The sequence below is a fragment of the Dendrosporobacter sp. 1207_IL3150 genome, assembly GCF_036763085.1.
Lineage (GTDB): Bacteria > Bacillota > Negativicutes > DSM-1736 > Dendrosporobacteraceae > JBAIYU01.
Genome location: NZ_JBAIYU010000007.1, coordinates 209160 through 231741, shown reverse-complemented (window position 1 = coordinate 231741; position 22582 = coordinate 209160). Strand labels below are relative to the sequence as shown.

Annotated in this window: 23 protein-coding genes; 16 read left to right on the top strand and 7 right to left on the bottom strand. The window is 37.9% G+C overall.

Features of this window, described 5'->3' with window-relative positions; all coding sequences use genetic code 11:
* Window positions 1–5: 5 nt before the first annotated feature.
* The 4 genes from recF to dnaA all read right to left on the bottom strand — a co-directional run bounded on the left by recF (window position 6) and on the right by dnaA (window position 4212).
* A complete protein-coding gene (gene recF / locus V6C17_RS02400; protein WP_333520946.1) occupies window positions 6–1103 on the bottom strand; it encodes a DNA replication/repair protein RecF in 1098 nt (365 codons plus the stop codon).
* Window positions 1104–1115: 12 nt separating this feature from the next.
* Window positions 1116–1331 carry an RNA-binding S4 domain-containing protein gene (locus V6C17_RS02395; RefSeq protein WP_333520945.1) on the bottom strand — a complete coding sequence of 72 codons (216 nt, stop codon included), beginning with the start codon at window positions 1329–1331 and terminating at the stop codon, window positions 1116–1118.
* Between the two features lie 32 nt (window positions 1332–1363).
* Entirely contained in the window at window positions 1364–2473 is a 1110-nt protein-coding gene (dnaN, locus tag V6C17_RS02390) for a DNA polymerase III subunit beta (protein ID WP_333520944.1), read from the bottom strand.
* A gap of 248 nt (window positions 2474–2721) precedes the next feature.
* Entirely contained in the window at window positions 2722–4212 is a 1491-nt protein-coding gene (gene dnaA, locus V6C17_RS02385) for a chromosomal replication initiator protein DnaA (RefSeq protein WP_333520943.1), read from the bottom strand.
* Window positions 4213–4712: 500 nt separating this feature from the next.
* Between dnaA and rpmH the strand changes: the two genes are divergently transcribed.
* From rpmH to noc, 9 genes are all read left to right on the top strand, one after another.
* Complete coding sequence (gene rpmH, locus V6C17_RS02380; protein ID WP_092074531.1) at window positions 4713–4847, top strand: 50S ribosomal protein L34; 135 nt, start codon at window positions 4713–4715, stop codon at window positions 4845–4847.
* Window positions 4848–4895: 48 nt separating this feature from the next.
* Window positions 4896–5243, top strand: coding sequence for a ribonuclease P protein component (gene rnpA / locus V6C17_RS02375; RefSeq protein ID WP_333520942.1), 348 nt, complete (start codon window positions 4896–4898; stop codon window positions 5241–5243).
* Window positions 5244–5257: 14 nt separating this feature from the next.
* Window positions 5258–5467 carry a membrane protein insertion efficiency factor YidD gene (gene yidD, locus V6C17_RS02370; RefSeq protein ID WP_442891424.1) on the top strand — a complete coding sequence of 70 codons (210 nt, stop codon included), beginning with the start codon at window positions 5258–5260 and terminating at the stop codon, window positions 5465–5467.
* A gap of 32 nt (window positions 5468–5499) precedes the next feature.
* A complete protein-coding gene (locus tag V6C17_RS02365; RefSeq protein WP_333520941.1) occupies window positions 5500–6147 on the top strand; it encodes a YidC/Oxa1 family membrane protein insertase in 648 nt (215 codons plus the stop codon).
* A 4-nt stretch (window positions 6148–6151) separates the two neighbouring features.
* Window positions 6152–6778 carry an RNA-binding cell elongation regulator Jag/EloR gene (jag, locus tag V6C17_RS02360; RefSeq protein ID WP_333520940.1) on the top strand — a complete coding sequence of 209 codons (627 nt, stop codon included), beginning with the start codon at window positions 6152–6154 and terminating at the stop codon, window positions 6776–6778.
* A 122-nt stretch (window positions 6779–6900) separates the two neighbouring features.
* Complete coding sequence (mnmE, locus tag V6C17_RS02355; protein ID WP_442891423.1) at window positions 6901–8283, top strand: tRNA uridine-5-carboxymethylaminomethyl(34) synthesis GTPase MnmE; 1383 nt, start codon at window positions 6901–6903, stop codon at window positions 8281–8283.
* Window positions 8284–8295: 12 nt separating this feature from the next.
* The gene (gene mnmG, locus V6C17_RS02350) at window positions 8296–10173 is read left to right on the top strand and encodes a tRNA uridine-5-carboxymethylaminomethyl(34) synthesis enzyme MnmG (RefSeq protein ID WP_333520939.1); all 1878 of its coding nucleotides are present in this window, start codon (window positions 8296–8298) and stop codon (window positions 10171–10173) included.
* Complete coding sequence (gene rsmG, locus V6C17_RS02345) at window positions 10173–10889, top strand: 16S rRNA (guanine(527)-N(7))-methyltransferase RsmG (RefSeq protein ID WP_333520938.1); 717 nt, start codon at window positions 10173–10175, stop codon at window positions 10887–10889. The genes mnmG and rsmG overlap by 1 nt, the downstream gene beginning before the upstream one ends.
* A 75-nt stretch (window positions 10890–10964) precedes the next feature.
* On the top strand, window positions 10965–11873 hold the full coding sequence (gene noc / locus V6C17_RS02340; protein WP_333520937.1) for a nucleoid occlusion protein: 909 nt from the start codon (window positions 10965–10967) through the stop codon (window positions 11871–11873).
* 107 nt (window positions 11874–11980) lie between these two features.
* Here noc and V6C17_RS02335 read toward each other — a convergent pair whose 3' ends face one another.
* From V6C17_RS02335 to V6C17_RS02325, 3 genes are all read right to left on the bottom strand, one after another.
* Window positions 11981–12313, bottom strand: coding sequence for a DMT family transporter (locus V6C17_RS02335; RefSeq protein ID WP_333520936.1), 333 nt, complete (start codon window positions 12311–12313; stop codon window positions 11981–11983).
* Between the two features lie 123 nt (window positions 12314–12436).
* The gene (locus V6C17_RS02330) at window positions 12437–14809 is read right to left on the bottom strand and encodes a homocysteine S-methyltransferase family protein (protein WP_333520934.1); all 2373 of its coding nucleotides are present in this window, start codon (window positions 14807–14809) and stop codon (window positions 12437–12439) included.
* Window positions 14793–15488, bottom strand: coding sequence for a methionine synthase (locus V6C17_RS02325; RefSeq protein ID WP_333520933.1), 696 nt, complete (start codon window positions 15486–15488; stop codon window positions 14793–14795). Before V6C17_RS02325 ends, V6C17_RS02330 begins: the two co-directional genes overlap by 17 nt.
* Before the next feature lie 275 nt (window positions 15489–15763).
* Here V6C17_RS02325 and V6C17_RS02320 point away from each other — a divergent pair, with 275 nt between their 5' ends.
* From V6C17_RS02320 to V6C17_RS02290, 7 genes are all read left to right on the top strand, one after another.
* Window positions 15764–16534: a ParA family protein gene (locus V6C17_RS02320; RefSeq protein WP_333520931.1), complete on the top strand. Its 771-nt coding sequence runs from the start codon at window positions 15764–15766 to the stop codon at window positions 16532–16534.
* Window positions 16527–17429 (top strand): ParB/RepB/Spo0J family partition protein, encoded by a 903-nt coding sequence (locus V6C17_RS02315; protein WP_333520930.1) that lies wholly within the window; start codon window positions 16527–16529, stop codon window positions 17427–17429. The genes V6C17_RS02320 and V6C17_RS02315 overlap by 8 nt, the downstream gene beginning before the upstream one ends.
* A 61-nt stretch (window positions 17430–17490) precedes the next feature.
* Window positions 17491–18873, top strand: a complete 1383-nt coding sequence (locus V6C17_RS02310) for an aspartate ammonia-lyase (RefSeq protein WP_333520929.1) — start codon at window positions 17491–17493, stop codon at window positions 18871–18873.
* A 30-nt stretch (window positions 18874–18903) separates the two neighbouring features.
* Window positions 18904–20130 (top strand): [FeFe] hydrogenase H-cluster maturation GTPase HydF, encoded by a 1227-nt coding sequence (hydF, locus tag V6C17_RS02305; RefSeq protein ID WP_333520928.1) that lies wholly within the window; start codon window positions 18904–18906, stop codon window positions 20128–20130.
* A gap of 17 nt (window positions 20131–20147) precedes the next feature.
* Entirely contained in the window at window positions 20148–21299 is a 1152-nt protein-coding gene (locus V6C17_RS02300; RefSeq protein WP_333520927.1) for an aminotransferase class V-fold PLP-dependent enzyme, read from the top strand.
* Window positions 21296–21976 carry a DUF554 domain-containing protein gene (locus V6C17_RS02295; RefSeq protein ID WP_333520926.1) on the top strand — a complete coding sequence of 227 codons (681 nt, stop codon included), beginning with the start codon at window positions 21296–21298 and terminating at the stop codon, window positions 21974–21976. Before V6C17_RS02300 ends, V6C17_RS02295 begins: the two co-directional genes overlap by 4 nt.
* 26 nt (window positions 21977–22002) lie before the next feature.
* Window positions 22003–22530 carry a DUF4446 family protein gene (locus tag V6C17_RS02290; RefSeq protein ID WP_333520925.1) on the top strand — a complete coding sequence of 176 codons (528 nt, stop codon included), beginning with the start codon at window positions 22003–22005 and terminating at the stop codon, window positions 22528–22530.
* Window positions 22531–22582: the final 52 nt, after the last annotated feature.

The window sequence follows — 22582 nt, the reverse complement described above, 5'->3', positions numbered from 1 at the left end:
ACTAATCACTCCGTTATAGTGCCCGCAGTGACGGTATAATATTTTCCCGGTTTCCACTCAGGGAAAAACTTATCATCAGTAGCAGTGATAAAGGTCTGAACTCTATCTTTAATAAAAGCCAGAAGCTGTTCTCTTCGATTAGCATCTAGTTCACTCATAACATCATCCAATAGCAAAACTGGATACTCACCGGTTTCTGATTTTATAAATTCGAGCTCAGCTAATTTTAGAGCTAATACACCAGTTCGCTGCTGCCCCTGTGATCCAAATGATCTCAAGTTAACACCATTTACAGTCAATACTAAATCATCACGATGTGGCCCAACTCCGGTGCTTCCGCGAATTATATCAACATTTCTCATAGAATTAAGCTGTTCGATATAGCATTCTGCAATATTTTTTTGATCGTTAAGTTCAATACAACTAGTCTGATAGTTAACTAATAAATTCTCTTTACTATTAGTAATTCTTCTATGCATTAAGTTAGCGAGCATCGCTAATTTTTTTACTGCATTTAGCCTTTTATTTACCAAGTTAGCGGCCAAAACAGCTAATTGCTCGTCCCATGAATCCAATAAATCAGGCTTAGCTTTTTTCTCTCTAATCTTCTTAAGTAAAGTATTACGCTGCGAAATAATTCGGTTGTATTGCATTAGCTGCCGATAGTAAGCCGGGTTTGCCTGTGATATTTCTGTATCAAGGAAGCGCCTGCGTCCAACAGGCGCTCCTTTTATTAGTAATAAATCTTCTGGAGAAAACAGTACAACATTCAAAGCCCCAATAAGCTCACGGGGTTTAATAGCTTGTCCATTATATATTATTTCTTTATTTTGGTCATTTATAAAACGAAAATTAAGATTATTTTCAACATCCAACCTATTAAAAACAATGTTTACACTGCCAGCATTTTCGTTCCAACGAATTAACTCTGCATCAATATTGGTTCTATGTGAACGTCCCATAGCACCATAATAGATTGCTTCAAGGACATTGGTTTTTCCTTGAGCATTTTGTCCTAAAAAAATATTTATATTTTGCGTAAAATTTAATGACAAGTTTACATAATTTCTATAATTCCGCAAAACAAGCTGTTTTACTCGCATATATTATTATCCTTATTCTTTTGTTACTTGCCATTTACCCAGGCCTTCAATTTCGATTATATCACCTGGATGAATTTTTTTTCGCCGCTCTGTAACAGTTACATTATTTAAAGTAATAATGCCTTCATCAATCATTATTTTAACTTGACCACCTGTTTCGGCAATCCCTGCCCATTTTAAAAGCTGGTCTAAATTAATAGTAGTTGTATTTATGGTAATTTCTTCCATTTTTTTTAAACCTCCGTAGCAATGACTTTAAACTAGTTTGTACGTACAGGGGTAATTATATAGGTGTAATTTGCATCATCTAGAGGTTTAACACTTGCGGGACTAAGAGGGGTATTTAATGCAAAGGTCATTTGGTCACTATTAATATTTTTAAGAATGTCTGTAACGTATTTTGCATTAAAAGCAATGTCTAATTCATTTCCGTCAATTTGTGCATTTACGTTTTCTTCTGCTTTACCTATATCCGGATTGTTAGATGTGATTATGACTGAATTATTCCTAAAGGAGAGCTTAATAACATTGTATTCTCCATCTCGGGCAAGCAAAGAGACCCTTTCGACGGCATCAAGAAATTCATCAGTTTTTATAGTTACCGTAGTAGCAAAATTAGGTGGAATTACCCTGTTGTAGTCAGGGAATTGACCTTCAATTAGTCTTGATATTATGTAAACATTATCAAAACTGAATCCGATTTGGTTGCGCTGACAGCTTATCGTTACATTTGACGGTACATCTGAAACCATAACCCTTGCTAATTCATTTAGAATTTTGGCAGGAATAATCATCTTTATATTACCGTCAAAGCGATCAATAAAATCTTTCTTTAGTGCAAGACGGTGAGTATTAGTAGCAACCATCGTAACATCTTGATTATTAACTTCTAAGAGACCACCTGTGAAAATTGGTCTTGCTTCATCATTAGCACAAGCAAATACAGTTTTCTTAATAAGTTCTTTTAATATATTATCTCTGATTTTAAATACCGTATCGCCTTCAAGAGGCTTTAGCACAGGGAATTCTTCTGCAGGCAAACTGAGTAAGTTGAATTGGGCGAAATTTGAAGTAATTTTAATTGTTCGATCTTCCTGACTTGATGAAATTTCGATCTTGTCACCAGGTAATTTTCGAACAACCTCTTGGAAATATCGGCCAGATAAAACCACCGATCCAGGTTGTACGACTTCAGCTTCTATTTTGCAGCTTACACCTATTTCATAATCTGTTGCCTGGAGTTCTAAGGTATTCTCGGTTGCATGTAAATAGATTCCAGTTAGTATTGGTAGTTGAGCTTTCGTAGCTACAGCTTTTTGAACGATTTGTACAGCATGACTAAGCAGCTCTTTCGTGCATATGATTTTCATTAAAAATTACCTCCGCTGTCATATTATTACTGTATGGAACATATAATAAAAAAATAGTCGTACTAGTAGTAGGCCCTGTAGATATGTGTATAAATTTATTGAGCTCATGTCGAATCAACATATACAGTGTTGATAAGATGTAGATAAATATAATAGCAGTTATCAACAAATCCACAGGTATAAACTGTTTAAAAGTTATTAACACTTTCTCTACAACTTAATCAAAAGGTTATAAACAGAGTTATACACTAAAGACTCTCAATACGCTTGATAAGTTCTTTAATCGTGTTATTTAGTTTAGTATCTTCATTTCTTTCCCTGCTAATTTTGTCATGGGCATGAATAACTGTGGTATGATCGCGACCGCCAAATTTTTCACCAATCCGTGGAAGAGAAGTATCAGTGAGTTCTCGGCATAGATACATTGCAATCTGCCTAGGAAATGCTACATTCCTGGTTCTTTTTTTAGCTAAAAGCTCTTCCATCTTTAGTTTAAAAAATGATGCAACAGTATCTTGGATTAATTCCATCGTTATTTGTTTTGGACGGCCATTAGGGAATATATCCTTAAGAGCTTCGGTGGCTAGATCTATATCTATAGACTGGTTAGTTAGAGATGCATAGGCCATAACTCTAATTAACGCACCCTCTAGTTCTCTTATATTATTATCAATCCGGCTTGCTATATAAACCATTACGTCATTAGGAACATTGAGATTTTCAATCATAGCTTTTTTTCGAAGAATAGCGATACGTGTCTCTAAATCAGGTGCCTGAATATCAGTGATCAAGCCCCATTCAAATCTTGATCTGAGACGATCCTCAAGAGTTTGAATTTCCCGGGGTGGCCGGTCACTTGAAATAATAATTTGCTTATTAGCTTCATGAAGTGTATTGAAGGTATGGAAAAATTCTTCCTGAGTATGTTCTTTTTTAGATAAAAATTGAATATCGTCCACTAACAATACATCAATGTTACGGTATTTTTGTCGGAAACTCTCGGGATTACCATCACGAATTGAATTAATAAGTTCGTTAGTGAATTTCTCGCTAGAAATATAGACAACCTTAAGACCAGGGTGATTTTTTAATATACGATGCCCAATAGCGTGCATTAAGTGCGTTTTACCAAGCCCAACACCACCATATACAAAAAATGGATTGTATACTTGTGCTGGAGCTTCGGCTACAGCTAAAGATGCAGCATGAGCAAATCGATTAGAATTGCCGATTACAAATGTTTCGAAAACATATTTAGGATTTAAAGCAAGCGATTCTTCCCCTGTAAATTGTAATTGCTGATTTTTTGTAGCAATTTCAGTATTTCTTTGCATAATTAATTGGGAAGAAACTGGTTTAGATGCAGAATTTGTAATAAAAGACTGTCTATTTTGGGTATACTCGGTAGTAACTGGTTTATTAGTTTCTTGGGGAGGCTCTGGAGCATTGTTAGTTGATAACGCTGCCTCATTGGGTTCGACCTCTAAATTTAAATTAGTAATTTTTATTTTTAAAGGACTCTGAGTGACAATTTGGACAGCATTAATTAAGACTGGCATATAACGAGACTCCAGCCATTCCTTCATAATTTGTTTAGGTGTTCCAATTTCTAATATACTTTCGGATATAGATAAAGGAATGATAGGTTTGATCCAAGTATCAAAGACCAATTTAGATAGATCTTGCTCTAATTTCTTTAATACTTGCTCCCAAATTGCCGTTAACCGGATGTCGTCCATTAATGTCAATCCTTTCTATTAACGCAAATATCAACAAAATTTATAAACATTCACATAACTTATCCACAAAACTATCAACAGGTGTGAATAAGTTTTTGGTAAATATAGTAAAAATAGACGAAAAAAAAATACAACAGCGAAATTTAAAGTGGTCCGCAGTCTTGTATTTCCTAGTATTCTGGGACTTATACACTACTGTGGATAAACATGTGTATAAGTAGAGTGTTTTGTTAATAACATTTTAGTTTATGTAGATAAAATAATATTAACAGTGGATTTGTGGATAACTATCAAGAATTATATTAGCAAAAGGTGACGAAGTTATCAACATATTTTTATGATATGTGCCAATAAATTACAATATTTATCCACATACTTATTCAGGTATATTGTGCAATTTTCTTGACACTTATTGATTGCTAGTCTATAATTTTTATAGTTAAAATTGATTATTTTGACACGTATTTTCCGTCTTTTTTAGCAAGGAGGTGTTATGATAGATGAAACGTACTTATCAACCAAATACATTGTGGAAGAAAAGAACGCACGGATTTCGTGAGCGCATGAAAACCAAAGGTGGTCGCCTTGTCCTTAAGAGAAGACGTGCTAGAGGCAGAAAAAAATTATCTGCATAGTAGGCCGCTTTAAGTGGCCTATTTTTTCCATATGGTAGGATGATTATTGTGATGTATAAGCTGTCAAAGCAGGGGATTCTGCGCAAAAACAATAGTTTTCAAGCTGTTTACCGGACAGGCAAATCATATGCCAATCGTTCTATGGTACTTTATGTACTGCCGAATGATGGTGATAATAGGAAAATTGGATTTGCCGCCGGTAAAAGGCTGGGGAATGCCGTAATTCGAAATCGAGTTAAACGGCTGTTAAGAGAGGCATATCGATTAAATCAGCACAAGCTGTCCGCTGAATTTGATTTAATTCTGGTAGGCCGACAAGCCATGGTCAAATCGCGTTATAATAACGTTGCCAGGGCTTTTTTGGATTTGTGTAATAAGGCTCGTATTTTAAGTTAAGCAGGCGGTTTTTAATGTTGAAAAATTTATTGGTTTTGATAATAAAGTTTTATCGCAATTTTATTTCCCCATTAAAACCGCCTACTTGCCGTTTTATACCTACCTGCTCGGAGTATGCATTACTTGCACTTGAGAAACATGGGGTTATTCGGGGGTCGTATTTAGCGATTAGGCGTATATTACGCTGTCATCCATTTCACCCTGGCGGTTATGATCCTATTTAAATATAATTAGAATAATTCGAGGATGTGAGATTTTGTTCGATACTTTTATTGGCTATCTACAGGGGATTTTGACGTTTTTTTATAATCTTACAGCTAGTTTGGGAATAGCAAATTATGGTGCTGCAATTATCCTTCTTACAGTTGTAATTAAAATGCTGATGTACCCGCTTACAGTTAAGCAAATTAAATCCATGAAGGCAATGCAAGACCTGCAGCCTAAAATGAAGGAAATGCAGGAGAAATATAAAGATAACCCGGAAAAACTTCAGAAGGAAATGACTGCACTATATAAAGAAACTGGAGTTAATCCTTTAGCTGGTTGTCTGCCTTTAATAGTACAAATGCCGATTTTGATTGGTATTTTCTATGCTATTAGAGATTATACTTATCTAAATCCGCCGCCACAGTTTTTGTGGATGAGCGATTTGGCTGCACCTGATGCTACTTACATACTTCCAGTTTTATCTGCTGTATCAACTTACATACAGCAAAAGCAAACTACGACTGAAGTTACACAACAAACTAAAATGATGATGATTTTTATGCCATTGTTCATTGGTTATATCAGTATAACTTTCCCAGCTGGACTAGTATTGTACTGGGTTGTTAGTAATCTAGTTCAAATACTGCAGCAATGGTGGATGTATCGTCCACAACAACCACAAGGGGAGGCTGCTTAATTTTATGACTGCTGTTGAAAAGATTGGAAAAACAATTGAAGAAGCAGTTTCATTAGCATTAGCAGAGCTCGGTGTCAGCGAAAAACGCGTTGATATAGAAGTCATTGAGTCTCCTAGCAAAGGTTTATTTGGATTTATTGGGACTAAACCAGCTAAGGTACGCGTTTCCTTAAAGAAGATCGACCCTGTTGCTGTAGCTAAAGAATTTATGCAAGATATATTTTCGCAAATGAAGTTAGATGTACTGATTGAAAAAATGACCAGTGAAGAAGGTATTGTTTTCAATTTACGTGGTAAAGATTTAGGAATTCTTATTGGTAAGCATGGTCAAACTTTGGATGCTCTTCAGTATCTGACTAATTTAGCAGCCAATCGTGATGTTGATCAGGATAGGGTAAGAATTGTAGTTGATGTTGAGGATTACCGTAAACGCCGCGAAGAGACATTATATCGACTTGCCGAACGGCTTGCCGATAAGGTAAAGCGACGTGGCGAAAGGGTTGTTTTAGAACCAATGAGTCGCCATGAGCGAAAGATTATTCATATGGCGCTACAGGATGATAAACGTATTTCTACTTATAGTGAAGGGGAAGAACCTTTCCGTAAAGTGGTTATAGCTTTAAAAAGGTAGATTTCTGCATATCCTAAAACCCAGTAATATTATTACTGGGTTTTATTGTACGATAATAAAGTATACGAAAGGTATATATTTCTCTAATAAATGCCTGCGCTGGTAAATTGGAGGTAGGATAAATGATACAAGAAGATACAATTAGTGCTGTAGCAACAGCCGTAGGTGAAGGCGGTATTGGTATAATACGGCTCAGCGGGTCAGAATCAATAAAAATTGCTAATAAGCTTTTTCAGGGCTATAGGGGTAAAAAGGCTGAGCAGCTTGAATCACATAAAGCGGCTTACGGCCATATTATTAGTCTTGATAATAGTGTAGTAGATGAAGTGTTGCTTTTAGTAATGAAAGGGCCTAATTCATATACACGTGAAGATGTAGTGGAAATTCATTGTCATGGCGGACCCATTCCACTTCGAAATATATTAGGTCTTACTTTGAAGGCGGGTGCACGACTAGCTGAACCTGGTGAGTTTACTAAAAGAGCATTCTTAAACGGACGGCTGGATTTAACCCAAGCTGAAGCTGTTATAGATGTAATTAGAGCAAAAACTGATGCTTCTCTTAGAATGGCAGTAGGGAATCTTTCAGGACAGCTTTCAGAGAAAATTCGCGGTTTAAGAAATGATATTTTAGGAATGATCGCCCATCTTGAAGCAGCAATTGATTTTCCAGAAGAAGATATAGAGGAAATAGCAGCACAGGATGTAGAAGAGCGCGTAAAAGTTGTTCGACAAGCAATTAATTATTTATTATCTACTGCTAATACGGGTAGAATACTTAGAGAAGGTCTAGAAACTGTAATAATCGGTAAGCCGAATGTCGGTAAATCAAGCCTGCTAAATGCCCTGTTAAAAGAAAAGCGAGCTATTGTTACAGATATACCTGGTACAACTAGGGATATCATTGAAGAATTTGTGAATATTGGCGGCATACCGCTTAAAATAATAGATACAGCCGGAATTAGAGAAACAGATGATGTTGTTGAAAAAATTGGGGTTGAAAAGGCCAAGGATTTCATTAACAGAGCTGATCTAATTTTAATGATTTTAGATGCGTCTAAGCCTTTAGAAGAGGAAGATATTGAAGTATTGCATCTTCTTAAAGATAAGAAAGCAATTATATTAGTAAATAAAAGCGACTTGCCTACAGTAATTAATTTAAATGAGATACAAGATAGACTGCCAGGTAAAACTGTATTAAAAATATCGACAATCGAAGGCAGCGGTCTATCGGAACTTGAGAAAATTATTGCCGACATGGTTTATGGTGGACAAGTTCAGCAAAGTGATGGCACATTTGTAAATAATGTTCGTCAGGTGGAACTATTAAGACAAACAGATAATTATTTACTTGAAGTATTACATACCATTTCTGCGGCTATGCCGCCGGACTGCGTAGTGGTTGATTTAAGAGCAGCATGGGACAAACTTGGAGAAATATCTGGTGATACCGTGGGTGAGGACATAATTGATCAGATATTTTCTCAGTTCTGCATTGGTAAGTAGGGGGAGATTAATTTGTATAAAGCCGGTTCTTATGATGTAATTGTTATTGGCGCAGGGCACGCAGGTTCTGAGGCAGCATTGGCTGCTGCCAGAATGGGTTGCAATACCTTATTAACAACTTTAAACATGGACAATATAGCTATGATGCCTTGTAATCCTGCAGTTGGTGGTCCTGCTAAGGGGCATTTGGTGAGAGAGATAGACGCATTAGGCGGCGAAATGGGAATAAACACCGATAAAACCTGTATCCAAATGAGAATGCTCAACACTGGTAAAGGCCCTGCCGTACATGCTCTTAGAGCCCAGGCAGATAAACAACTCTATCATGTCTCTATGAAAGAAACTGTTGAAAACCAAGAGAATCTAACAGTAAAACAACTTCTTATTGATAAAATACTAACTTCTGATGATACAGTTACAGGTGTACAAGTTGAGACTGGTGAGATATATGAATCAAAATGCATTATAATTGCTTCTGGAACTTATTTGCGTGGAAAAGTAATACTTGGCGAATTAAATTATTCCGGTGGCCCGCATGGTCAAAGAGCTGCTGAAAAGCTTTCTGATTCACTAAAGGAAATTGGAGTTAAGTTAATGCGTTTTAAAACAGGTACTCCAGCAAGGGTTGACAGAAGGACAGTAGATTTTTCAAAGATGCTTATTCAGCCAGGTGATGAGGATGTTCACAACTTTTCTTTTATGAGTGATATAGAGACTCGTGAACAAATCCCTTGCTGGCTAACATACACCAATGAAAATACTCACGAAATAATTAGATCTAATTTACATAGAGCGCCTATGTATACTGGCATAATTGAGGGAACAGGACCACGTTATTGCCCTTCAATTGAAGATAAGGTCGTTAGGTTTGCGGAAAAAACAGCGCATCAGTTATTTGTTGAGCCTGAAGGCAGTCATACTAATGAAATGTATGTGCAAGGTATGTCTACCAGCCTTCCTATTGATGTTCAGCATGCGTTTCTAAGAACAATACCAGGCTTAGAGAATGTCGAAATAATGCGCCCAGGATATGCCATTGAGTACGATTGTGTAGATCCAACACAGTTAAAGCCTTCATTGGAGTTTAAAGCAATTAAAGGGCTCTTTTCTGCTGGACAGGCAAATGGGACATCTGGCTACGAAGAAGCTGCGGCACAAGGCCTTATGGCAGGAATAAATGCTGCCCGAATTATAAAAGCAGAGCAGCCGTTCATACTTACTAGAGCGGAAGCTTATATTGGTGTATTAATTGATGATCTAGTTACTAAAGGTACCAATGAACCATATCGAATGATGACTTCACGTGCAGAGTATCGGTTAATATTACGTCAGGATAATGCTGATTTACGATTAACTGATAAAGGCCGTCAAATTGGTTTAGTTAATGATGAAAGATACAATCGTTTTGTTACTAAGCGCGATGACATTGAAAAAACCCTAAATTTGTTAAGTGAAACCATGATAACTCCAACGGCTGAGAATCAAGCTAAATTAGCGGCATTGGGTTCTGCTGAGCTTAGAACCGGAACTACGCTTTATGATTTATTAAGGCGTACTGAAATCAATTATGATGGACTGAGGGAACAATTTGGTTTACCTGATATAAGCTCTGCAGTTAAACTTCAAGTTGAGATCACAGTAAAGTATGAAGGATATATTAAAAAGCAAATAGAGCAGGTTGAACGCTCAGCGAAGCTTGAGGCTAAGATGCTGCCTGAAGATATTGATTATAGTCAAATTCATGGGTTGGCAGGAGAAGCTAGACAAAAACTTGGAAAAATACGGCCCATATCTATAGGTCAAGCAGCTAGGATTTCAGGAGTTACGCCCGCTGATATTTCTATTTTAATGATTTATTTAGAGCAAGAACGCCGCAAGGGGGAAAACTAATGGGGTTTTCAGAGGCACTAGAGCAAGCTGCTGTAAATTATGGGATAAGTTTAACTAATGATCAAATAAATGCTTACAATAGCTATTTTAATTTATTAATTGAATGGAATGAGAAAATTAATTTAACTGCTATTACTGAGCCACAGGATGTGGCCGTGAAACATATTATAGATTCGCTTTCTTGCTATAGCGAAGAAGTATTTAAACCAGGAGCTCACATTATTGATGTTGGAACAGGGGCAGGTTTTCCTGGCTTACCTCTAAAGATATGGCAGCCTAATTTAAAGCTTACTTTGTTGGATTCTCTAAATAAAAGGGTTAATTTTCTGCAAACGGTTGTGGATATATTAAAAATTGACAATGTTAAGGTAATTCATAATCGCGCAGAAGAGGGCGCAAATAAGAGAGAATATCGTGAGCAATATGATGTAGCTGTATCACGAGCTGTTGCTAGGCTGAATGTGCTCTGTGAGTTATGTATGCCATTTGTCAAAGTGGGTGGATATTTTGTGGCACTAAAAGGTGCACAATATCAGTCAGAAGTTTCAGAAGCACAAAGAGCATTAGAAGTACTTGGCGGGGAGATTTTTAAAATTCAACCAGTAAAGCTCCCTGGCTTAGATGATGTTAGAGCGGTAGTTTATATTAAAAAGACAAAAAAAACACCTAAGGTTTATCCAAGACGTCCTGGCACACCAGAAAAAAAGCCACTTTAAATTGGGAAAAATTAGAGGATTTTAAATAAGTTATGCCGAATTAATACAGTTATTAAGTATTAGGGCGGTGTACTAATGAAGAATTTAGCCAGATTTTTTGGGATTAATTCTGAAAAACCCGAAACTCTAAATCCGGCTGAAAATAACATCATCGAAGCTGTTATTGAACAACAAACGGAACAAGAAGTTTTAAATGTAAATGATGTGCAGCATCTTAAAATTGATGATATAGTACCAAATCCATTTCAGCCCCGGAAAACCTTTAATGAAGAAGCATTGCAAGACTTAAGTGCGTCAATAAGGGAATTTGGTGTTATTCAGCCCCTATTAGTGCGTCGAATTGATAATGCCTATGAGCTCGTTGCTGGTGAGCGAAGACTTCGAGCGTCTAAGTTAGCAGGGTTATTAGAAGTTCCTGCAATTATCAAAGAACTGACCGATAAGGAAATGGCCGAATTGGCCATGATCGAAAATCTCCAACGTGAGGACCTGCATTACTTAGAAGAAGCGGAAGGTTTCCAGCAGCTTATAGCTAATTTTGGTTTTACCCAAGACGAATTAGCTAAGCGGATGGGAAAAAAACAATCTACAATAGCGAATAAACTTCGGATTCTAAAGCTATGTCCAGAAGTAAGAGAGCTTTTGGTTAAAGAGCAGCTAACAGAACGGCATGCTCGTGCGCTTCTCAAGGTAGAGGATGCTAAGTTACAGATGGAAGTTCTTGACGCTGTTCGACAAAAGGGACTTAATGTAAGGGAAACTGAAGCCTTAATTCAGGCGGTTCTTGACGATATTTCCCGGGAAATGGAGAAAAAAGCACCAAGGCAGAATGTTGTCAGAATTATACGAGATGTTAGAATATTCCTAAATACTATAAACAATGTAGTTGGAGAAATGAAGAAAACTGGGCTTAACGTTAAGGTTGACCAAGAGCAAGATGATGAGTTTATAACAGTTAAACTATTGATTCCTAAAAGGAAATAATTGGATATATACTGTCATAATAAAAGAGCTATCTATTAAGATAGCTCTTTATTCTATAAAATAATTGCAAAGTATGTGGCGTTACTTATTTTTTATTATTTTCTTTATCAATGTCCAGCACCAGAACCCTTTAAGTTAATGAGTATTACACCGATTATAATTAGTGCTATTCCGAGAACGCTATTGATATTGAGCTGTTCTTTCCAAACTAATATACCTACTAATGCTGTTAATGCAGTTCCCACTCCTGACCAAATTGCGTAGGCGATGCTCAAAGGAATAGTAGTAAGCGCTTGGGATAAAATGTAAAAGGAGCTACTCATACCTGTTATAAATATTATACTTGGCACAAGCTTTGTGAATCCTTCTGATGCTTTCATCATGGATGTAGAAAAAATTTCTAAAACAATTGCCAAGCCTAAAAGTGTGTATCCATTCATTATTCTTCCTCCTTATTTAAGGCGAATATTATACAGTCCAAGTAAAAATGATTCAAAAGAAAGCCGCTTAACCTAATTGGTTAGCGGCTGTTCTTCATGTACATAATGAGAGGGCTAATTTAATTATTGTTTCATCAGGTCTTTAGCCAAGTTTACAGCAGCTACTCCATCTGTAGCATAGGCATCTGCGCCGGCTTGCTGGGCATAGTCGGCAGTTAACACTGCGCCGCCTACGATAGTTTTAGCTGCACAGCCGTTATCTTTTAGAGCTTTGATTGCAATATCAATTTGAGGCATTGTTGTTGTCATGAGAGCACATAGGCCGACGATATCAGCTTTATTATTTTTGGCCGCATCGATAATATCATCTGTATCAACATCTTTTCCCAAGTCTATTACAGTAAAGCCGTTGTTTTCAAGCAGTGCAGCTACAATATTTTTCCCTAGGTCGTGAATGTCACCTTTTACAGTAGCTAAGATAACTGTTCCATTGCTTATGATTGACTGTGATGGCAGTATTTCTTTAATAGTTGTAAAGGCTGAGCGCATTGTCTCGGCAGATAAAAGTACTTGAGGCAGGAAGCATCTTCCGGAACCGAAAGCTTGACCGACATCGTTCATAGCTGCCGTCAGTGCTTGCTCGGTTATGTCCACAGAACTAAAACCTTTTTCTAATGCTCTTTGAACAAGGGGAATTACAGCTTCTTTTTCTCCATTTACTACTGCTTGGCGAATAAACGCAAGTATATCATCATCGTTTATTACGACAGGTGCTGTTTGTATAGGTGATAGGCTCGCTGCGTATTTTGAGCTGTATAATTGGCCGTTTTTATCATGTCCGAGCAAAGCTGCACCGGCAGAGAGAGTTTCTTGCATTGTTTTATCGAATGGGTTGAGAATAGGGGCGTCCAGACCTGTAGCTAAGCTCATTGCGCAAAAAACCCCATTCATTAACTGCCTGTTTGGCAAACCAAATGATATATTACTTAGACCCATAGTGGAAGGGTAGCCAAAATGTTCACGATACAATTTTAAAGTTGCTAGCGTTTGCTGAGCAGCTTGTTCATCGGCAGCAACAGTCATAACAAGTGCGTCTAGTAGGAAATCGTTTTTCCTTAAGCCAACAAGAGCTGCAGCATCGAGGATTATTTTGATAACTTCGACTCGTTCTACAGCCGATTTTGGCACACCTGCAGGTGAAATAGGTAGGCAGAGGATTGCTGCACCATATTTCTTAGCTAGTGGCAAAAATGACTCTAGTCGTTCAGGTTCAGCGCTTACTGAATTAATTAAGGCACGACCAGGATATGCCTTCAGGCCGGCTTCTAAGGCTTCGGTGTCACTTGTATCGATAGCGAGTGGAACATCAACTAACATTGATAGCTCTTGAATTGCTTGTTTCATCGCCGCCGCTTGATCTATGCCTGGGACTCCCATATTTACGTCTAGTACTTTAGCTCCGGCTCTAACTTGCTCTAACGCTTCTTTTTTTACTGAGAGGAATTGGCCTGCTTTTATATCAGCGGCAAGCTGTTTTCGGCCAGTTGGGTTTATACGTTCCCCGATTATTACCGTAGGAAGTGTAGGTGATATGTAGACTGTTTTGCTTCTACTGGTTAAAGCTAAAGCTTCTTTGGGTGACTGTCTAACTGGCAAAGCACAACTTAGGACGGCAGATTTGACAGCGCTTATATGCTCGGGAGTTGTACCACAGCAGCCGCCAATATAGGTAGCACCAGCCTCGATAAGTTTTGGTACCCAGACAGCCATTTCCGAAGGACTCATTGGAAAAACTGTTTTGCCATTGATAAGTTCAGGCATACCTGCATTCGGTTGAACGCTAATCGGGCAGGAACAAGATTTTGCAAGTTGCTTAACTATTGGAAGCAATTGAGCAGGGCCAAGTGAGCAGTTAGCGCCTATGACATCGGCACCCATTGCTTCAAGTATTATTGCTGCAGTTTCAGGATCGGTACCAGTAACTGTACGACCGTCTGAACCAAACGATAGTTGGCAAATAACTGGTTTAGTTGTTGCAGTTTTAGCTGCGAGCAAGGCTGCTCGCATTTCTTGGATATCAATGATAGTTTCGATTAATATCATATCAACGCCAGCTGCATCAAGTGCTTTAATTTGCTCAAAGAACACCTCATAAGCCTCGTCAAAGATAAGTTCTCCTAGCGGTGTTATGAACTTACCAGTTGGTCCAACAGAGCCTGCTATTTTTACGCTTATCCCAGCAGCAGCTTTTGCTGCTTTTACGGCAGCTGTATTTATTAATGATACTTTGTCAGATAAGCCATAGTGGGCCAGCTTAATGCTATTTGCCCCAAAGGTATTTGTTTCGATTATCGTTGCACCATGGGCTATATATTGTGCGTGTATATTAGTAATAACCTCTGGTTTTTCTACGTTCATTATTTCAGGGCACTGTCCAGGCTGTAAACCAGCCTGTTGAAGCATCGTCCCCATTGCTCCGTCAAATATCTGAAACATTGATTTCTCCTTTCCGTGATACGCAGTTAAGTTGATTGCAATAACTGCATTTTTCTTTGGTAATTAAATTTATATCTTTATTTCCAGCTACAAAGCCTATTACGGCAGTTACTGATTTTCTGGGTATTAGCATACAGCTAGTTGTCACATTAATACCAGCTTCAATGCCTTTGGCAAGGGCTAATACATCAGGTTGGGCTGTTATATCCCAGTCTCCATATCCAGGGCTAAATCTAGTTAATGTAGTATAACCAATACTATTTGCTTGTTGACCAATAGCTTTTGATATTTGATCGGCAGCCATCTCTACCGCGGTTGTTCCTGCAGCGTCTAATAGCAGTGCATAAGAGTAGTTTCCTTTTGAAAAATGTTCTGTTATAGCTTTTTCTAATTCCTCACCTATAGTCACTGCGAGTACTGCTAACTTAGAAGCTTCCTTTAAATATGCTTTAATTTTTTCACCATTTAGAGCAAGGGGTTTATCAGATAAAACAGTACCAGTTATATTATCATAGTCATATAACTGCCATGTTCCTTTTGCTTGCCCTAATAGCTGAGCCTCCAAACATGCATCTTCCAATAATTTCAGAGAAAAATCTTTTGCTTTACTAAGGCCAGCATAGCGTCTTGTTTCATTAATATCAATACTTAATAACTGGGCATTAAATAGCGGCATCATGGACACCTCCTATTAGAGCTTATATTCGAGCTGAGTTTACAAATAAAAAGATAAGCTTCATTGAGAATTTGGTTATAAAAATAGCCCCAAAAACAGCATAAAAATGTAAATTAATATTGAAGTTTTCTTAGTACCCTAACATATTTGTAAACTTAAGTCAAGATTATTTCAATTAAACGATAATTATGTAAACCTCATTTTCTTTCTATTGATATTTTTTGGCAGGAAATTTTAAAGGGGCGTGGAATGAAGTAATCTAGCGAGTTTAAAATGAGGTGAACACTTTGGTAAAGGTTATTGCAATTGCCAACCAGAAGGGTGGTGTGGGAAAAACTACAACTTCGGTTAATCTAAGTGCCTGTTTGGCTGAACTTGGAAAAAAAGTTCTATTAATTGATATAGACCCACAAGGTAATGCTACTAGTGGTTATGGGTTTAATAAATCAGAAATCAAACGATGTGTTTATGATGCCCTAGTAAATGATGTACCGATTGAGACACTGGTAGTTCAAACACAAATAGAAAATTTAAAGCTTTTACCTGCAACCATACAATTGGCTGGAGCAGAAATTGAGCTTGTATCTATAATGTCCCGAGAAAATAAACTTAAGCGGGCTCTTGATAGGGCGAAATATGAGTATGACTACGTAATTATTGATTGTCCACCGTCGCTAGGATTATTGACAATCAATTCTTTAACTGCTGCAAATTCTGTATTAGTGCCAATTCAGTGTGAATTTTACGCTTTAGAAGGTTTATCCCAGCTAATGAGAACAGTATCGCTTGTTCAGAAAAATCTTAATCCGATTTTAACACTTGAAGGTGTCGTTTTAACAATGTTCGACGCCCGCACGAATCTTTCTATTCAAGTTGTTGATGAGGTTAAGAATCACTTCAGACAGAAAGTATATCAGACAATTATTCCTCGCAATGTACGTTTAAGTGAAGCCCCAAGTTATGGTAAACCTGTTATAACTTATGATCCAAAATCTAAAGGCACTGAAGTATACTTTGATTTGGCTAGGGAGGTAGTTGGAGATGAATAAGCAGGCACGAGGCTTAGGGCGAGGTTTAGATGCTCTTATATCAACCAATGCTGGCAAAGAATCGGAACAAACAAATAGCGTTCTTTTAAATGAAGTAACTCCTAACAAGTTTCAACCGAGGCGAATATTTGATGACGAAGCATTAATTGAATTAAGCCAATCAATAAAGCAGTATGGGGTTTTACAGCCAATTGTAGTACGGAAAACTTTAAGCGGTTACGAACTTGTAGCAGGCGAAAGACGATGGAGGGCGTCTAAGTTAGCTGGACTTACTGAGATTCCAGCACTTATAAAAGACTACACAGATTCTGAAATGACCGAGATAGCTCTGATCGAAAATATTCAACGCCAAGACTTGAATGCTATTGAAGAGGCTGTGGCTTATCGACGATTAATGGAGGAATTTGGTTTAACTCAAGAGGAAGTTTCTAGAAAGATTGGACGCAGTCGATCTCATATCGCTAATTTCATTCGTTTATTAAATTTACCGTCGATAGTTCAAGAGTATGTTTCACGTGGAACATTATCGATGGGCCAAGCTAGACCAATTTTGGCCTTAGATAACATCGAACTACAAATAGAGGCAGCCGAGATAATAATTGCCGAGGATTTATCGGCACGAGACGCCGAGGAATTAGTTAAGCGGTTATCAATAGCCCCACGCAAGGCAAAAGAAGACGTAGCTCAACAATCCGAAAAAGAGATTTTTGTGGTTGAAGCAGAGGATCGCTTAAAGTTAGTATTAGGAACCCAAGTTAAAATAAAACCCGGCAAGCTAAAAAGTAAAATCGAGATTGAATTTTATTCTGCAGAAGATTTAGATAGAATTATTGAAGTTCTAACTACACCGCAAACGGCCACTGCAATTAAACCCCGAAGCAATATGGTAGTATAAAACGCAAAGCGGCAATGTTTCACGTGAAACATCAATTTTAATTTCGACTGGAAGTGGTTTGATGCGCTTAGAGAAAGATTTGCTAGGTGAATGTCAAGTACCAAAACAAGTTTATTATGGGATACATACTATGCGGGCGGTTAACAACTTCCCGCTTACTGATTTTAAAACCCATAAAAAATTAATTGAAGCCATGGCCATCATAAAAAAAGCGGCAGCAGCTGTCAATATGGACTTAGGTAAATTACCTAAAGAAGTCGGTTCAGCAATAATTGAGGCAGCTGATGAAGTTGCAGAAGGTAAATGGCAGGAACAGTTTGTTGTTGATGCGTTTCAAGGTGGCGCAGGTACTTCCACTAATATGAATGTAAACGAAGTTATTGCAAATCGAGCGATTGAAATATTGGGTGGGGAATTGGGTAATTATACTATTGTACACCCAATAAATCATGTTAATCTACATCAGTCGACAAATGATACGTATCCTACGGCTTTGAGAATAGCTGCAATTTGGCTATTAAAAGATCTTAGCGATGCATGTGCGAAATTGCAACAGTCATTACAAACTAAAGAGGCTGAATTTGCTGGCGTAATAAAAGTCGGGAGAACTCAACTTCAAGATGCGGTACCAATAATGTTAGGGCAAGAGTTTAGTGCATATGCCCAAGCAATAGCAAGGGATCGGTGGCGATTATATAAAGTCGAAGAGAGATTAAGGCAGGTAAATTTAGGAGGTACGGCAGTCGGTACAGGATTGAATGCCCCTAAAAAATACATTTATATGGTTACAGAAAAAGTGCGTCAATATGCTAACGTAGGTCTAGCTCGAGCAGAAAATACTATTGATGCGACGCAAAATGCTGATGTATTTGTAGAAGTTTCTGGTTTGCTCAAGGCTTTAGCGGTTAATTTGTCAAAAATTGCGCATGATCTTCGCTTAATGTCGTCAGGGCCTAAGGCTGGATTGGGTGAAATTAGTTTACCAGAGCGTCAGGCCGGATCTTCAATTATGCCAGGCAAGGTAAATCCAATAATTCCTGAAGCTGTCAACCAAACAGCTTTTCATGTAATGGCTTCAGACTTTGCAATTACCCTAGCAGCACAATCAGGGCAGTTGGAATTAAATGCTTTCTTGCCGCTTATTGCTCATCATCTTTTAGGTAGTTTAGAAATATTAACAAATTGTATTCATATGTTTAGCGATAATTGTATTAATGGAATAAAAGCTAATGACCAAAATTGCCTTGCAAACCTAGAGAAAAGTCTAGCTACAGTAGCTGCATTGATACCTATTATCGGGTATGACCAAGCAACCCAGGTGGCTCGAAATGCCTCTCTTACAGGCATGAGTATTGCTGATACAGTAATGGCAATGAAGTTAATGACAGAAGAACGCTTGCAACAAGTAACAAATCCAAAAGTATTAACAAAACCAGGGATATAGCTTGAATTATACGTAATGAGGAGGTTAGACATGCAAGAGACCCCAAAGGGAAATAGACTGCATATAGCGATATTCGGTAGGCGAAATGTTGGTAAATCCAGTTTAATAAACTCATTAACAAATCAAGATATAGCACTAGTTTCAGAAATTCCAGGTACAACAACAGATCCTGTTTATAAAGCGATGGAAATACTGCCGATTGGTCCTGTAATGGTCATAGATACTGCTGGCATCGATGATGAGGGCGGTTTAGGTGCTCTTAGAGTAGAACGTACCATGCAGGTTTTAAATAAGACAGACTTAGCTATTGTTGTAATTGATCCAAGTGTTGGCGCAACAGAATTTGATGAAGAAATATTAGAAGAAATAACTAAAAGAAAAATAGCGGCTATTGGCGTAATAAATAAGTCTGACGTTTATGCTGTAAATGATGAAGAAATTAAGTCCGTTAGTGAAGCCTTAAAAATCCCTATAACGGCTGTTAGTGCAAAAAGTGGTACTGGTATTGAAGAACTAAAACGAAGCATTATAAAAAATGCCCCGGAAAGCTGGGATACCCATACTGTAATTGGGGACCTTCTTAATCCTGGAGACAACGTTGTACTAGTTGTGCCAATCGATTTAGCTGCTCCTAAAGGACGTTTAATATTGCCTCAAGTGCAGACTATCAGAGATGTGCTTGATCATGATGCCTACTGTACGGTTGTCAAAGAGCGCGAGCTAAAAGATGTCTTAGATAATATGCGAAAAAAACCTAAAATAGTGGTAACGGACTCTCAAGAATTTTTAAAAGTGGCAGCAGATACTCCGCCTGATGTAATGCTAACGTCGTTTTCAATACTCTTTGCACGATATAAAGGAGATTTAGAAACTTTAGTAGCTGGCGCAAAAGCTATTGATAAACTTAAACCGGGAGATAAGGTGCTAATCGCTGAGGGTTGTACTCATCACCGGCAAGCCGATGATATAGGGCAAGTAAAGATACCGCGCTGGTTGAGACAATCGGTCGGTGGTGATTTGAATTTTGAATGGGTATCAGGGGGGAGTTTCCCTTCAGATCTAGATAAATATAAATTAATTGTTCATTGCGGTTCATGTATGTTAAACCGTCGTGAGGTTTTATATCGTTTAGCCCAAGCACGCGAGAAAAATGTTCCAATAGTTAATTATGGAGTTCTAATTGCTCACATTCATGGAATTCTTTATCGAGCCCTAGCACCGTTTCCACTCGCTCAGATGCTGCTAGAAGACGATTAAGTAAAGCGGGGTAATTTATGATCTATGTTGATAATGCTGCGACTACCTGGCCTAAGCCAGACTGTGTTTACAAAGCAGTAGATGAGTGCCTGCGGTCAGTAGCTGGCAATCCTGGACGGGGTGGGCATGGTGCATCCAGACAAGCAACACATATTCTTTATGAAGCTAGAGAGGAACTTGCGGGCTTGTTCGGTTTTAAAAATCCAACACAATTGGTTTTTACACAGAATGCGACAGAAGCTTTGAATTTAGCGCTGTTAGGAACTATTAGTCCGGGTGATAGAGTTTTAACAACCTCGATGGAGCATAATGCTGTAGCTCGTCCGCTGCGCTACCTAGAAACAAAAGGTGTCGAAGTTTTAATCTTAGAAGCTGATTGTGAAGGCAAGATAAACCTAAATAGAATGGAAGAAATACTGCAAAGCGGAGTTAAAACACTTGTACTGAGTCACTCCTCTAATGTAAATGGTGCAATTGTTCCACTTCATGCTATCGGAGCATTAACAAAAAAGTATCAAACAACGTTAATTGTTGATGTTGCTCAGACAGCGGGCATAGAGTATGTTAATGTCGCTGAAATGAACATTAGTATGCTAGCATTTAGTGGTCATAAAGGATTATTTGGGCCTCAGGGTACTGGCGGTCTGTATATTAAAGAAGATATTCTAATTAATCCTTTAAGATATGGCGGTACTGGAAGTTTATCTGAATCAGATCTTCAACCGGAATTTTTGCCGGACAGACTGGAAAGCGGAACAGCAAATACACCAGGTATTGCAGGTTTACTAGCAGGAGTTCGGTTTATAAAATCAATCGGACAAAATGTTATAAAACAAAAAGAAGCTGAGCTTACGAACATTCTTATTAAAGGTTTATCTCAAATTGAAAATGTAAAAGTTTATGGTCCGACTAGTGAGCAAAACCGCACAGCAGTTGTTTCTTGTTTAATTGGAAGTAATGACAGTGGAGCGATAGCTTATCGTATGGATAGGGATTATGGTATAGCCTGCCGCGGAGGATTACACTGTGCGCCATGGGCTCATAATACAATTGGAACAATTAATACAGGGACTATTAGATTTAGCCCAGGCTTTTTTAACAGTACCGAGGACATTGCTCAAGTTTTAGAAGCTGTTAGGAGTTTGGCGGGAGAGGAAAGAGGAGCATGAAAGGAACACTAGTAAACTCGGCTGCGGTTTTAGCTGGTTCAGCTGTCGGATTGCTGCTTAAGAGCGGTTTGCCTGTGAGATATCAGCAGACAATTATGCAAGGCTTAGCGTTAGCAGTTGGAATAATAGGTTTACAAATGGCATTTAAGACACAGAATATATTAATTGTAATACTAAGTTTAGTAATGGGAGCTGTTATAGGAGAACTAATAGATATAGATTCGCTGTTAAACCGAATAGGGAACTGGCTGACTGTCAAGTTGGGTACTACGTATGGAAATGTTGGTGAGGGGTTTGTAACTGCAAGCCTGGTGTACTGTGTTGGTGCTATGGCTGTCGTTGGATCTATACAAGATGGATTAACTGGTGACTCAAGTACGCTGTATGCCAAATCTATGCTTGATGGAATTTCAGCTATAGTTTTTGCTTCCACGCTAGGTATCGGTGTTGCGCTTTCGAGTGTATCAATATTTTTATACCAAGGTACGATAACGCTATTAGCTGGAACATTTACAACTCTATTATCAACAGCAATGATAACTGAGTTAACAGCAACCGGCGGAATTTTGATTATTGCAATTAGTATATTAATGCTGGAAATAAAGAAGATTAAAGTAGCTAACCTTTTGCCGGCTATACCAGCAGCTGCAATAATAACAGCTCTATGGCCGTTATAATTAATCATTAAGGGGTCTGATTAGTAATGAATTTTAATATTGATCTTACAGTTTTATCGACATTTATTATGAACAATATACAATATATGCTATTGGCAATGACAATAATGATACTAGTTGCACTTATTATATTTATAAGCATAAATCTTAAATTGTCCAAGATGAACAAACGATATCGCAAAATGATGCAGGGGGCTGAAGGTGCAAATCTTGAACAGCTCTTAATGAACCATATAGATGAAGTTCGACAGGTTGTAGACAAAGTAGAGTATCTATCCACCGAATATAAACGTATTGACAAAGTATCCAAAGCTTGTATTCAAAAGCTAGGAGTTGTTAGATTTAATGCTTTCGAAGATACAGGTAGTGATTTAAGTTTCGCAGTAGCTCTTCTTGACGCGAACAATAATGGTGTAGTTATATCAAGTATTTTTGGCAGAAGTGAGTCGCGATCATATGGAAAACCAGTTGTAGCAGGTCAATCTTCATATTTTCTGACTGAAGAAGAAAAACAAGCTATAGCACAAGCGTGTGAAAAAAAAATCACCCAATAGCAGGAATTTTATATAAAAGGAAGTAATTTACACTTATGGAATATACTTTTTG